General features: G+C 68.5%; 16 protein-coding genes and 1 pseudogene. 12 read left to right on the top strand and 5 right to left on the bottom strand.

What is annotated here, in order from left to right:
* Nucleotides 1-477 precede the first annotated feature (477 nt).
* Nucleotides 478-1,050, bottom strand: a complete 573-nt coding sequence (locus IEZ15_RS33000) for an O-methyltransferase (RefSeq protein ID WP_189280652.1) — start codon at nucleotides 1,048-1,050, stop codon at nucleotides 478-480.
* A 96-nt stretch (nucleotides 1,051-1,146) separates the two neighbouring features.
* Complete coding sequence (locus IEZ15_RS33005; protein ID WP_229846257.1) at nucleotides 1,147-1,611, bottom strand: hypothetical protein; 465 nt, start codon at nucleotides 1,609-1,611, stop codon at nucleotides 1,147-1,149.
* On the opposite strand from IEZ15_RS33005, the gene IEZ15_RS33010 reads away from it, so the two are divergent.
* Both IEZ15_RS33010 and IEZ15_RS33015 read left to right on the top strand, forming a co-directional pair.
* Nucleotides 1,610-1,912 carry a hypothetical protein gene (locus tag IEZ15_RS33010; RefSeq protein ID WP_189280656.1) on the top strand — a complete coding sequence of 101 codons (303 nt, stop codon included), beginning with the start codon at nucleotides 1,610-1,612 and terminating at the stop codon, nucleotides 1,910-1,912. The two genes, IEZ15_RS33005 and IEZ15_RS33010, sit on opposite strands and share 2 nt — an antisense overlap.
* A 152-nt stretch (nucleotides 1,913-2,064) precedes the next feature.
* Nucleotides 2,065-2,205, top strand: a complete 141-nt coding sequence (locus IEZ15_RS33015) for a hypothetical protein (RefSeq protein ID WP_189280638.1) — start codon at nucleotides 2,065-2,067, stop codon at nucleotides 2,203-2,205.
* Between the two features lie 16 nt (nucleotides 2,206-2,221).
* Here the strand turns inward: IEZ15_RS33015 and IEZ15_RS33020 are convergent, their stop codons facing one another.
* Nucleotides 2,222-3,175, bottom strand: a complete 954-nt coding sequence (locus IEZ15_RS33020; RefSeq protein WP_189280639.1) for an immunity 49 family protein — start codon at nucleotides 3,173-3,175, stop codon at nucleotides 2,222-2,224.
* 549 nt (nucleotides 3,176-3,724) lie between these two features.
* On the opposite strand from IEZ15_RS33020, the gene IEZ15_RS33025 reads away from it, so the two are divergent.
* The 5 genes from IEZ15_RS33025 (at nucleotide 3,725) to IEZ15_RS33045 (ending at nucleotide 6,645) form a co-directional block, all read left to right on the top strand.
* On the top strand, nucleotides 3,725-4,135 hold the full coding sequence (locus tag IEZ15_RS33025; RefSeq protein ID WP_189280640.1) for a VOC family protein: 411 nt from the start codon (nucleotides 3,725-3,727) through the stop codon (nucleotides 4,133-4,135).
* Between the two features lie 368 nt (nucleotides 4,136-4,503).
* On the top strand, nucleotides 4,504-4,959 hold the full coding sequence (locus tag IEZ15_RS33030) for a helix-turn-helix transcriptional regulator (RefSeq protein ID WP_189280653.1): 456 nt from the start codon (nucleotides 4,504-4,506) through the stop codon (nucleotides 4,957-4,959).
* Between the two features lie 14 nt (nucleotides 4,960-4,973).
* Nucleotides 4,974-5,600 (top strand): VOC family protein, encoded by a 627-nt coding sequence (locus IEZ15_RS33035; protein WP_189280641.1) that lies wholly within the window; start codon nucleotides 4,974-4,976, stop codon nucleotides 5,598-5,600.
* Nucleotides 5,601-5,831: 231 nt separating this feature from the next.
* Nucleotides 5,832-6,356 (top strand): hypothetical protein, encoded by a 525-nt coding sequence (locus tag IEZ15_RS33040; protein ID WP_189280642.1) that lies wholly within the window; start codon nucleotides 5,832-5,834, stop codon nucleotides 6,354-6,356.
* A gap of 130 nt (nucleotides 6,357-6,486) precedes the next feature.
* Complete coding sequence (locus tag IEZ15_RS33045; protein ID WP_189280643.1) at nucleotides 6,487-6,645, top strand: hypothetical protein; 159 nt, start codon at nucleotides 6,487-6,489, stop codon at nucleotides 6,643-6,645.
* Nucleotides 6,646-6,932: 287 nt separating this feature from the next.
* Here IEZ15_RS33045 and IEZ15_RS33050 read toward each other — a convergent pair whose 3' ends face one another.
* Nucleotides 6,933-7,694: a maleylpyruvate isomerase family mycothiol-dependent enzyme gene (locus IEZ15_RS33050; protein WP_229846258.1), complete on the bottom strand. Its 762-nt coding sequence runs from the start codon at nucleotides 7,692-7,694 to the stop codon at nucleotides 6,933-6,935.
* 64 nt (nucleotides 7,695-7,758) lie between these two features.
* Here IEZ15_RS33050 and IEZ15_RS33055 point away from each other — a divergent pair, with 64 nt between their 5' ends.
* The 5 genes and pseudogenes from IEZ15_RS33055 (at nucleotide 7,759) to IEZ15_RS33075 (ending at nucleotide 11,076) form a co-directional block, all read left to right on the top strand.
* Nucleotides 7,759-8,685 carry a MerR family transcriptional regulator gene (locus IEZ15_RS33055; protein WP_229846259.1) on the top strand — a complete coding sequence of 309 codons (927 nt, stop codon included), beginning with the start codon at nucleotides 7,759-7,761 and terminating at the stop codon, nucleotides 8,683-8,685.
* 526 nt (nucleotides 8,686-9,211) lie between these two features.
* Nucleotides 9,212-9,695 (top strand): annotated as a pseudogene (locus IEZ15_RS33060) (Uma2 family endonuclease); the annotation flags it as partial.
* A 20-nt stretch (nucleotides 9,696-9,715) separates the two neighbouring features.
* Nucleotides 9,716-10,033 (top strand): hypothetical protein, encoded by a 318-nt coding sequence (locus IEZ15_RS33065; protein WP_189280644.1) that lies wholly within the window; start codon nucleotides 9,716-9,718, stop codon nucleotides 10,031-10,033.
* A 175-nt stretch (nucleotides 10,034-10,208) separates the two neighbouring features.
* Nucleotides 10,209-10,640 carry a DUF6083 domain-containing protein gene (locus tag IEZ15_RS33070; RefSeq protein ID WP_189280645.1) on the top strand — a complete coding sequence of 144 codons (432 nt, stop codon included), beginning with the start codon at nucleotides 10,209-10,211 and terminating at the stop codon, nucleotides 10,638-10,640.
* Between the two features lie 163 nt (nucleotides 10,641-10,803).
* Entirely contained in the window at nucleotides 10,804-11,076 is a 273-nt protein-coding gene (locus IEZ15_RS33075) for a DUF6225 family protein (RefSeq protein WP_157987301.1), read from the top strand.
* A 635-nt stretch (nucleotides 11,077-11,711) separates the two neighbouring features.
* Here IEZ15_RS33075 and IEZ15_RS33080 read toward each other — a convergent pair.
* Nucleotides 11,712-11,900, bottom strand: a complete 189-nt coding sequence (locus tag IEZ15_RS33080; protein ID WP_189280646.1) for a hypothetical protein — start codon at nucleotides 11,898-11,900, stop codon at nucleotides 11,712-11,714.
* Nucleotides 11,901-12,642 lie beyond the last annotated feature (742 nt).

Genomic DNA, 12,642 nt, shown 5'->3' on the forward strand with positions numbered 1-12,642 from the left:
ACGGCCTTCGGGCTTGCCTTGCCGCGCTCGACACAGCAAGTGACACCCACGCCCAGGAGCAGCGGCCCGACCGCTGCCCTGACCCGCTCGCCCGGCGCCAAGGCACGTTACCGGAAGCGCCGCGACGACCACGGAGGCTGGCACCCCGCTACCAGCGCAACCTCTTCGACCGCGTGATCGGCCAGCTCCACCACTGCTTCCAGCAGCGCCCGCGATATGGCGAGGCACTCGCCTTCCCTGCCCCGTCCCACGAGGTGAGCACGGTGGCGGCACAGCCCGGCACCTCTACTGCCCCGGAGGCCGTACTCAGGGAGCGAAGCTGGTCTGGTGTCGCATCCCCGCCCGCCACCCCGCCCGCCACCCCGGCTTCCGCGCGGCTCAGCGCCGCGAACGCACCCGCATCCGCAGCGAAAGGCATTTGCTGGGACGGCTGGCCAGCCCTCGCGGCGTGATCAAGAACCCCGCAAGCCTTCTTCGTTAAAGGCGTCGAGCCGCGACAACCGCTGAACTGGCTGGTGTTGTGAGTATTTCGGTGGCGTCCAGGGCCGGGTGAGTGAGGTAGAACAGGCGGAGCTCGTCCACTTCGCCGCTGAAACGAGGCGGCCAGTAGGGCGAGGGGGTGAAGTCGTCCAGGATGAGAAGGCCACCGGGAGCAAGCAGCTCGACGACCCCCTGGGGGTCGTCACGCTTGCCCCCACCGTCGCAGAAAAAGACGTCGAAGGGGGCATGGTGCTCAAGCAGCCGCCAGTCCCCGGTGAGAACGCTGACGCGCTTGTCGTCCGCGAAGACATTGGCCGCTCGGCGGGCCAGCTCCTGGTCACGCTCTACGGTAACCAGGCGTGCACCGGCGCCAAGGCCACTGTGCAGCCAGGCGGTTTCCACTCCCGATCCGGTGCCGCTCTCCGCGATGATCCCGTGGGGTTTCGCAGCAGCGGCCAGCCTGAGCAACCTGCCTACTTCAGGGATGCAACTCTTCTTGAATCCCGCCTCGGAGGCAACACGCTCTGCAGCCACCACGCGGGGCGGAACCGCACGTTCTTCCATGATCAGGGCCCCCTTCACGGTGAACACGATGCTATCCGCCAGCGGAGGTGTTCGAACGGAGTTCTACCGGCCCGGACCCCGGCGAACCTGCCTGGCGATAACCTAGCATCGTCCCCCATGTTCGCAGCGGCCGTCACTGGTCCTCGCCGCCGCTGCCCTCGTCGCGGATCGGGCGGACAGCGTCGATGCCCTGACCGATGGGGTCGAGCGGCTGAGGAACCAGGTGAGCACCTGACGACAGTGCCTGTGCCAGCCGCTGCCACAGTCGGCCCGGTCCGTCACCTGCACGATCAGGTTCCGGGCGGCGCACTCCCACAGGATCCGCTGGTCCTCGACGTCGGGCAGGTCCAGCGGGCATGCCTCGAACCGCCCGGTGAGACTCTCCAGCCACCCGCGCCGTGCGCACAGGGCTGCGACGACCCGGGCGAGCGTCTCCTCCGGGGTGGTGATCGAGTCCCGCGGGCAGCACCGGTTCCCGACCGGCCCCCCGTCGAAGTCCCCTTCGTCGTACGCCCAGCGCCAGCCCACGACCCAGCGCCCGTAGCGCTGGACGAGGGCATGCGACATGGCGTCAGCCCAGGCCTTGCCCTCGCCCCAGTTCCAGGCACTCATCACAGGGTCGGCGAAGGGAACGTCGGGGCGGCGCGGCACATGCAGCGTCGGCCCGAGCGCGTGCACCACCGGCCTCTACAACGGTCGCGCGAAAGGGGCGGCGACCGCCGAGGAGCGTGAGGAATGGTGGAGCAAGGCGATGGTGCTGCGTGATGTGTGCCGGGCCGTACGGGCCCACGACCGGGATCAGCTCATCGAACACATAGCCCTGTGGACCCGAAAGATCGAGGAGCTGGAGTCGTCCGAGCGTGGCTGAGGCGAGCAGCACTTCCTGACCGAGGAGCAGCTGCAAACCGAGTTCGACGGCACGGTCCGGCGTGCAATTGTCACCCGGCCGTAGTTTCGGGAGTCCCGGGCCAGCGGGCCGACCTCGCAGAGGCGGCCGGCTGCAAGGAGTTCCTGTGCTCGATGCATGTGATCACGGAGAACGGCGGTGAACTACCCGGCGTCCTCGACAACGCCGACGGCGCGGGGGAGGACGAGTTGCGCGCGCCGGCCGAGAGGGTCGGCGGAGCGACTGCGGCCACTGTCGATGCGCTTGAGGACTGAGGGCTGTCCGAACTGACTACTTGGCGGTCCAATGGCTCAGGTTGTTTTCGCCGACGTCCGCCGCTCGCCGCAACGCCTCCGGGGAGCCCAGCATGCCGTGCGGCAGATAGCCGGACCGGACGCCCAACTCCCACCCGTGCACTTGGACCGCAAGGGCGGCCAGGGCCAGGGCGCCGAGCGGCAGCAGAGTCCTGGGGGCGGGATCGAGTCCCACGCTTTCCCGGTGCTCGATGAGCCGGTCCACGAGAGCCTGCTCGAAGGCGTGCCGGTCGTCGTCGAGGAGTACGCGTAGGAGGCGCTGGTCCGGTGTCAGGGGGCCGGCTGTGTCCAGTTCCCGGGCCGCCTCGGCGCGCTCGTCGGCGTTCGGCATGCACAGGGTCACGGTGGGCCAGTCGCGGGGCAGGTGCCCGCGCGTCTGGGTCAGGTAGCCGCACAGTGCGTCCATCGCTGCAAGGTCCGCCGGATCCGACGTCGAGTTCAACGTCGAGTACGGCACCCCGTCGCGGATCGCGGGCGCGTAGTCGCTACGTAGAAGCAGACCGACCACCCGCTGCCATTCCCACACCAGGCCGCTGACCAGGCACATCGCAAACGTGTCGAACCACGTTCCGGCCGTGGGGGCCTGCTCGATGACGTCGCCGAAGGCGATGTCATCGCTGCTGAGCTTCTCGCCGATGAGCGGAAAGACGATGTCCTGGTCGCCGTCGGGGAAGCAGCCGACGCTCAGCACCCCCAGGGAACACTCCGCCGCGGTCCGCAGTGCCGAGCGCGATGCCTCGTCGAGCGTGGGATCCTTCACGGTGCAGGCGGCGATGTGGTCGAGGAGCTCGTCACGCATCTCCTGCAGCTTCTCCGGGGACGCGTCGTCGTAGCGCATTCCGTGCCACCGCCGCCGGGTCCGTCGGCCGATGTCGTCGAGTGCCTGGGCTATGTGCTGTCCGTTGACCTCGTGGCGCGTCACTTCCTGCATGACTGCAGTCCTCTCATGATCTTTTCGGCCGGACGCGGCACGCTATCAGCCGGCTCGGACATTGCCCCGGGTCTGGCCGCGAGATCCCGGCAGTGACAGAGGAACTGAGTGCGCGATGCCTCCGCGTTCCTGTCTGCACCGGGACCCTTCCGCCCGATTTGCGACCCCACTCCCTCGTCGCGGGAAGGCCCAACTTCTCCTCGCGCGAAAGCGGCTACGGTCTCCTGTCTCTGACCCACGGTGCCGCGGTGCCTCCTGATGACCCCGTCTCTTCGTAGTCGGCCGATTCGTGACCAACGGGTCTGGTGAGGTGCGGCCCAGGGTGCGTGTTGAGCGTCAGGTAGGGATCTTCGTCGGCGAAAAGCACTGGGTTCCTCGGAGTCAAGTGGAGCGCCACCCGCGCCAAGTAGTTGTCCCGGGCGAATGTCACGTACACGTTCGGTCGCAGTCTGGGCTGATCAGTGTGCTTCAGGCTGTGGCGAAACGGATGGCCAGATCGATCAGGAATCGAGAAGCGCGGGTCACGGAGCCGCACCTAGTCTGATCGTCATGGACATCACGATTCACACGAGCTTCCTCCCGCATGACGACCCGGACGCGTCCCTGATTTTCTACCGCGACAGCCTCGGCTTCGAGGTCCGCAGCGACGTCGGACAGGGCAAGATGCGCTGGATCACGGTCGGCCCCGTCGGCCAGCCGGGCACGTCCATCCTCCTGGCGCCGCCGGCCGCCGACCCTGGGGTCACCGAGGACGAGCGTCGCACCATCGTCGAGATGATGGCCAAGGGCACCTACGGCTGGATCCTGCTGGCCACTCGGGACCTCGACGGCACTTTCGAGAAGCTGCAGGCCGGCGACGCCGAGGTCGTCCAGGAGCCGACTGAGCAGCCGTACGGCATCCGCGACTGCGCCTTCCGCGATCCCGCGGGCAACCTGGTCCGCATCCAGGAGCTTCGCTGAGCCGTCCGGTCGTCGATTCGGCCATGATGGCTGGCCCGCATCGCGACCACCTGCGAAGAATAGGCTGGCCAGCGCTTTCAGGCCGCTGTCCTCGCCTCCCTCGGCGGCCGCATCATCGCAGGGGTGCTCGCATGTCGGCCGCCGAGGCCGAGGCGCGCACGCCGGCCGCCCTCAAGGGCGGCGTCTGCATCTTCGCCATGCTGACCACCGGAATCCATCCCGCCGTCGTCGAGCAGTTGCTCGGCCTGCTCGGCCTGCTCGACCGGCTCGTCGACTCCAGCAAGCCGGCCATCACCATCGAGCGCCTCGCCGCCTACTTCGGCATGCAACCCAGGTGCTCGCGGACATCGATGAAAAGGAGTTCTCTCATGTGTCACCCCTCGTGGGGGCGCGCACGCACCGCGGCGCAGCGCCTGAGCGACCTCGCGCGACTGCGCCGCGTCCGCGACCGGATCGACCGGGAGTACGCGCTGCCACTGAACGTCGAGGTGCTCGCCCGCGGTGTGAACATGTCCGCCGGGCACTTCAGCCGCCAGTTCCGGCTGGCCTACGGCGAGTCGCCATACGCGTACCTGATGACGCGTCGCATCGAGCGCGCGACGGCGCTGCTGCGTCGTGGCGACCTCAGCGTCACCGAGGTCTGCTTCGCGGTCGGCTGCTCATCGCTGGGCACCTTCAGCACCCGCTTCACCGAGCTGGTCGGCATGCCGTCCAGCACCTATCGGCGCTGCGCAACGGGCGCTGCGGCGGGGATGCCGCCGTGTGTGGCAAAACAGGTGACAAGACCGATCAGGAATCAAGAAGCGCCGGTCGCCGAGCCGTAACTAGCGTGATGGCCATGGCATCCATCGAATCCGTCACCCTCGACGTGGCCGACCCCACGGCCGCCAACCGCTTCTACACCGCCGCCTTCGGTTTGGACACACAGGTACGCCTGCGGGCCTCGGAGGCACCCACAACCGGCTTCCGTGGGTTCACGCTGTCGCTCACGGTGTCCCAGCCGGCCACCGTCAACGGCCTCATCGACGCCGCCCTCGACGCCGGCGCCATGCCGCTGAAGCCTGCCGAGAGGTCGCTCTGGGGCTACGGCGGTGTCGTACAAGCCCCGGACGGGACGATCTGGAAGGTCGCGACCTCGGCGAAGAAGGACACCGGCCCCGCCACCCGGCAGGTCGACGAGATCGTGCTCCTGCTGGGAGTCGCGGACGTGGCCGCGAGCAGGCGGTTCTACGTCGGCCAAGGCCTTGCCGTGACGAAGAGCTTCAGCCGCATGTACGTCGAGTTCGCTGCTGGGGCGAGTCCCGTCAAGCTGGCGCTGTACAGGCGCCGTGCCCTTGCGAAGGACGTCGGCGTCTCTCCCGACGGCACCGGATCGCACCGGCTCGTGATCGGCGGCGATGCCGGGCCTTTCATCGACCCGGACGGGTTTGCATGGGAGGCCGCATCGTCGGCACCCATGCCCTGATGTGTCACTGCTGCCTGCCCTGCCTGGGTGCCGATCACGAGACAGCCGCCGGGCTCGGGGCGGTGCCGGGTGCCGAACTGATGCGCCTGCCGCGGCCGACCACCATCGTCACCCGGACCGAGTGCACCGCGCGCCTCGCCGCCCGTGGGGGCCCACCGAGCGGTCACGGCAAGCTGTACAGCTGAACCGGGGCAGCGAAGCGCCGCACCCACCATTCATCCTGGAGGCCACATGGACCTGTCCCGCGCGCTCGCCATCTTCGGCAAGAACGACTTCGGAGATGTCGACTGGCCGTACGGAGTAGCTGTGATGAGGCGCCCGTCCAAGTGGTCCGACGAACGCTACCGGGAGCACGTGGAGAGCCGGGAGGAAGCCCAGCAGCTCGTGCTGGAGTGGGCTGAGAAGCACGGCTTCAAGCACAACACGATCGCCTGCTGTCCGTACTGGCTGACCCGGAAGGTGTCCCGGCGATGTGCGCCCACTTCCCGCGGGGACCGGTGTACCCGTTACGGGTCGACCCCTCCGGACCAGCACTGGCTCGATCACGGCAGCGGCTGGACCCTGAACGGCCGGCCGGCGGCCATTACGAGCGCCCCGTATGAAATTGATGAGGGCGACCATGCTCGCCTCGCCCACTGGACTGGACAGGGCATGAACGTCGCTTACGGCGAAGGCTGGTACGGGTTCACAACGCAGCAGGTTGTTATCTGGCTCCCTGACCGGATTCCGACCGTGACGCCGGTCAGGCCCCGGTAACCCACGATCGCGTGAGCCGACAGCGCGGTCCGGAGCTCACCGACCACCGCTATGTCGAGGGCGTGGCCGATCCGGTAACTTCGCCTTCTGCCCAGATCCCGCCGCCCGCCTCAGCGTGGACGGTGGCGGCGTGCTGACTGTTCAGGCCACCCCGGAGTGGCTCCAGCACATGGCCCACGCCCCGGATTGGACCGACTTCGCGGAACAGCTCGCTGCGGCGGGAAGGGCAGCGGTCGACCACGCCTCTGCCTCAGCACCGAGACTCGAACAGCTCACCCCTGCCGGATGAACACGCAGCACGAGCCGTGTGTTCACCACGGTCCCCGGCACAACGAAATTCGGTGCGGGGCGCCAACCAAAGGCGGCCACGGCGCCGACCCGACTGACACCTGTCGGTCACCACGCCGTGGTGGCCGACAGGTTCTGTGTCAGCGCGACCCGGCCGGCGTCGGTAGCGACGACCAGGTCGGGTCGTCACCCCTGCCTCAGCAGGCGCTGCTGAACAGCGGATCGGGTGGGGCCAGATCGCCAGGCGGACCGACGCGGCGCTGGAAACGCCTAGCGGATCATCTGAGGCTAGAGCGCCGTGTGGGCCAGCCAGTGGTCCAGCAGCGCGCGGTCGCCCGTCACCGTCACCCAGTCGTCCTGCGGAGGGACACGGCGGGAAAACACCAGCATGAGGTCCGCCACCGTCCCCGACACCACCACGTCGGCCTCGACCGGCCCGCGCTCCCACCGCAGTGCCTCAGGCGTCCTGGTGACCACCCAGCCCTCCATGGACCTCGGCCGGAACCCGATCCGTTCGCCCCGGCCGCGCAGCCCGGCGACCGCCGGCCTGGCCGCCTCAAAGGCCGGCGTGGACAGCAGGCCCATGCTCTCGCTGATCACGTCGGCCGCGAGGTCATCGGCGATCTCGAACGCGGTGTCCGTCGCAAACGCCGCGTCGTAGTGGTGGACGCAGGTGTCGCTCAGCGTCCTGCGCAGCCAGAAGGCCGCCGGCCGCGGCCCGATGAACGTGTGCATCTCGGTGTCCGCGCCGGTCTCCTGGATCGCGCGGGTCAGCTCCTCCGCGCCCTCGCGCAGCCACCGGGCCCACTCGTCCGGGGCGCCGGGATCGGCCTGCCACGGGTCAGGGATGGGCAGCTGTTCGCACCTGCGCACGAGTTCGGCTGCCCACCGGTGCTCCTGGCCGACGTGCCCGACGAGGGTACGCAGCGGCCATTCCGGGCAGGTGGGCACCCGAGTGTCCGGGTCCCTTCCGGCGACCGCGCGGGTGAACCCTCCGGTCTGCTCCCACAGGCCCTCCACGAGCCGTGCGGTGTCCAGCATCGACGTCATCACGAAAGCTCCTCTCATAGGGTGATGCCGGTAAGGTAGAAACTCCAGTCCAGTGGAGGTTCAAGTGCCTTTGCTCGATGAGACGCTTGGGATCGGCGACCTGGCGCGGCTGACCGGCGTGTCAGTGCGGACCATTCGCTTCTACTGTGACGAAGGCATCCTCGATTCGGTGCGCAGCACCGGCGGGCACCGCAGGTTCGACCAGGCGGCCGTGGAGCGGCTCGGCCTGGTCAGACGGATGCGCGGGCTCGGGCTCGGTCTGCCCTCCATCAGGCAGGTGCTCGCCGGCGAACGCTCCGTGGCCGAGGTAGTCGCGGCCGAGCGGGCCGCGCTCGACGTGCAGCTCGCGGACCTGGCCTGGCGGCGGGCCTCGCTGCGCGCGGTCGAGGAGGCCGGACCGGCCGACCGGGCCGCCAGGCTGGAGCTGTTGGCCGCCGTGGAGAGCGGGGGTGCCGCCCGCGACGCGCTGATCGACTTCTGGAGACGCACGATGGTCGCCCCGGTCTCTGAGGCAATGCTCACCGCGTTCGTGACCATGGCCGTGCCCGAGCCACCCACCGACCCGACCCCGCCGCAGGTGGTCGCATTCGCCGAACTGTTCGTCCTGGCCGGCGACCGGGCACTGACACGCGTCCTGCTGGCCATGGCGCGTGCCAACGCCGAACTGATCGCCGACGAGGCCGAGCTGATGAACGGGATCAGCGAGGCGTGCGCGCTGGCCCGGCCCATGGTGCAGGCGGGCGAGCCTCCCCGCGTGGGCCCCGAACTCGATCGGTTCGTCGGGGCACACGCCTCGGTGCGCGGCGGCAGCGACACCCCGCAGTTCAGAGGCCGGCTGCTGGCCCACGTGGCCGCCGACCGCGACCCGCGGATGCGCCGCTACTGGCGGCTCGTGGCCGAGGCCGGCGGCGACCCGGTCACACTCGGCGCGTCCCACCTGTGGCTGACCGACTCCCTCGAACGCTCCGTAATTCCTGACGGGTGCTACTGAGGCGTGCCCAGCGGACCGGGGCGGTCCGGGGTGACGTTGAAGGCCGGAGGATGTGCAGTCGCTGCTGGTCAGTAGCTCGACGATGGAACAACTCCCGGGGGTTCCGTGGGCACGCCGGGCCTTCTGACGCCTGTGATGTGTGACGGCCTGCGAGCAGATACCGCCGTAACTGAACTGCGTTGAAGCAGCGCCCATGACGAAACTCCCCGCTGTGAGATATGCGGCGAGCTCGTGTCGTCCCGCGCGGTTCTGCGGCGTGTGCTGGTAGAAGGCTCATCAGCGCGGGGCCCGCACTGAGCCTGATGGCGATTCGTCCCGGATGCCGCCGCGGTGCGGTGTGCTGGGCCGCGATCAGATGGACGGGGCTCGCCCGGGGACACGGCTTTGCGAGCCATCCCGGCAAGGCTGGGTCCGTCTTCTTTCCTTGAGCCCCGCACACCACAGCCGACGCCGTCGGCGAGAACGGAACCTTTGCCGGGCCGCTACCTGGAGTTGTCTGGGCTGACTGCGTGGGAGGAGACACGGAATGACCAGTGCGCCCGACTACAGCCAGGGGATCGACTCCGAACGCGCCCTCAAATACGCCGTCCAGCACATCCGCGGGGACCGCGTCCAGATCACCGAGGGGATAATCGAGCCCGTGTCACCGACCTGGGACCACGAACGTCCGCCCGCGTAGTGCGTCGGCAGCTCCAGGACCGCGTCGACGAACTCGGCTGCGTCGAAGGCTCCGGGAACCTGGACCTGCCCGGGTCTTCGAACTGGTACGTCCCCGACATCGCCGTCGTTCCCGAGGAACTCGCCAAGGGCGGCGGGGCGCTGCTCCCCGACCAGACACTCCTCGTCGTGGAAGCGACGTCGGAGTCGAACGCGGAAGCCGACCGGATCGTGAAGTGGCGCCGGTACGCCGAGTGCCGGGCCCGCTCTACCTCCTCGTCGACCGGATCGAAGGCAGCGTCACCCTGTTCTCCGAGCCCGGTCACCTGGGCTACACCTGGGTCGACGGTCCGAGAGGCAGACCGGGCTGAGCATGTCGATCTGCCGCCACAACCCCAAAACCGGCAACGGCATCGACTTCGGTCTCCAGGAGTACGTGGACGTCGCCAATGCGAAGGAAGCCCTCGAACAGGGCAGGGATACTGATGTCGCATGCCGAGGGGGAACGCTGCCTGAGCACGGGGCCGGACTTGGGGACGCCTCGTACGGAGTAAATCTTCCCGAGGACGCACAGGTGACAGTCCGGGTGGGCCGCGTACTGATCGAGGTCACTTCCAGCGGGCAGTTCCCCAGGGCGTACGCCCTGGGGGTCGCACAGGACATTGCCGACCCGGCAAAGGGGAAGTTCTGACGTAGAAGACCGCCCAGCCTCAGCCGTTCTTGGGATCCAGCCCGCCGCGACGCGGACTGTGTGCCTGCACAAGCCCCGTGTGCCGCCGAACAGCACACTGGACGGGTTCTTTCCCGTCCAGCGCGGCTGGATCGCGCCCTACCGCACCTGACGACCCGTCCGGACCCTGAAGAGCATGGGGGACACCGAGAACACCACGCCCGTCCCGGACCGCCCCGACGACGCACTTCAAGCCGCCCTCGAAGGCGCCACCGCCCCACCGCCGCCTGCCGCACCCGACTGCTCCTTCTGTGATCTCCCACAAGACCGCTACCCCACCCACTACGAAGGCCACTGGGTCCTCCTTGAACCGAGGATCGTCGTCCCAGCCCACACCGTGCCCCCGCGCCGACGCTGGATCATTACCTCGGACGGGGCCGCCATGAACCTGTGGGACGCCGAACCCCTCCCCGGCGCCCAGTGCCGCATCGCGCACCGCATGGTCTGCCCCTACCTCCCGCGCGAAGACCCCCCGCTGTGGGCCACCGCGCTCCGGCAGGAGAACGAACGCCGGGCACAGCGCCTGTTCAACCTGCCCGACGACTGGGACCTCCCCGACACTGGCTGACCACGGCTTGACCGGCCCGGCACCGTGTCCACCGGCGGGGTTCGGTTCACCACCCGGTGATCAGTCCCGCACCCCGGTCCCCTGTACCCCGGATCAGCGCTCTGGCCCGGGGTGCAGCCGTGTCCTCACGTGGACTTCCGGTGTGGTCCTGCATCCTGTGCCCATGGCCGACACCTTTGACCACGCCCCGCAGGTATGGAACGCCGCACAGCTCCGCGAAGCCATCAAAGACCTGCCCGATGACACACCCATCCACATCGGTGTTGCTGAAGACCCCGGCGACTTCGACGGATACCGCGACTTCGTGCTCGTGAACGCCGAACACGTTGAGAACTGGTGGCCGGCGACCTCCACCTCGCCCGAGCGCGCGGAGACCGAGAAGGCACTGACCCTGTTTGCCGACTGGAAGGCCGACGAGTACGACATCCTCGACTGAACCCGCCGCGGTTACCCCCCCGACCGGGGCGTCTTCCGGCTCGGTGCCGTCATTGCCAGGCCGCGGATTTCTGCGGTCCCACCCTTGGCGGGCCAGCAGCATCGCCGCAGCGGCGAACGGCAGTGCTGGTTCCGTGCTTCGACGCGTTCGGACTCGGAGCAGAAGACTTGTTTCCGCCTCGGCAGACTCGGAATCGAGAGTTGACAACCTCCCTCGGGCTCCCTGCTGGGGTAGGGGACAGGCTCTGCTCTGGGATTTCCGCAGTCGTTTCGGTCGATTTTCAGGGAACGTGTTTGGTCGTCGAGCTGCAGGACAGCAGGCCGTGGACGGAGCCGCCGTGGTGTGGTGCCGCGCCCGGTTCCGCCGTCGTCGGCCTGGGTGACACGCCATGAACGGGAGATCGAGCTGACTCGCGGCCTGACGGCGTACACGTAGCGGCTGAACGGAGCCCGGCGGTCGTCGTTCTCGTCGTTCGCGTACTACCCGAGGGTCCACTGCGCTGCCCGGCCGCCTATCCGACTGTAACTCAGTTCCTCACAGCAGATGTTGAGGAAGGACTCGCGCTTTCCCGGGCGCGTCCCTCCGCGCCAGGAACGCAGCTCCCCTGGGTTCTTGCCGGTACGAATTGCGGAAAATTAGTACTTGTCGTTCGCCCTGACCGCACCCTGCACGCGGTCTTCGCCGTTCGCGATGCCTTCCCAGAAGGACTTCACACTGTGCAAGTAGCCGCTTCGTTCCCCTCTGAGTTCCCAGCGGGCGAGCCGGCAGCGGAGGCCGGTGAACTTGCTCACCAGCAGCGTGGGGCGGCGGCCGGTACGGTCCAACGACACCTGGCCGGAAAGCGCATCCGGAAGACGACATTCTCAACGGTCGAAAAGACACGCCCGTTGAGGTGTATCGCGAAGGGTGGCGTTTCGAGCAGACAGGGCCGGGACTGGCACATGCCGCTGGGACTAGAGACTTTCGTGAGTCACAGGCCGCTCGCGCGGCTGAGTTGAGCCTTGCTTCTGGCGACGCGAGTACCCCTTTGCTTCGCACTACGCCTACGTGCACCCGCAGGGAGCCCGGCTCCTCCCCAGTCGTGAGGAGCGAAGCGCGCGTTCATGACATGCGCTGACACCACCATGCTGCGTTCCGTCATGCAGCATGCCACCGCCCATTACATAGCCACCGCGCTTTTCGCGATCACCCTGGTGGTCGCGCGAGGGCTGCGCATCCTGTGGCGCCGCAGGCCCCGGCGGGGCGGGTACCGGAAGCGCCGGCCCCGGCGCCGGGGCGGCCCCGGCGCCGGGGCGGCCCCGGCGCCGGAGGGCCTCTTGCCCACGTCTGTGCGGCCGATTCCTGGCACTGGCCACAGGGAGCCAAGGATGGGCATCAGGGTGGCGGCCACGGCTGGCCCGAACTGCTCGCGCGGGAGTGTGATCACGGTACTGTTGTCCGAACCGCGCTACATTGTGCCTGATACCCGATTTGCGCGGCGCTGATGGCGGAGCGCGGGGTGGTGCGGTGGGGCGCATCGGGGAGTCGGAAAGGGTTTGCTGTCAGGGGTGGCCGGGGTGATTGCCA

Origin of the sequence: Streptomyces atratus, from assembly GCF_014648655.1 — a bacterium.
Classification (GTDB): domain Bacteria; phylum Actinomycetota; class Actinomycetes; order Streptomycetales; family Streptomycetaceae; genus Streptomyces; species Streptomyces atratus.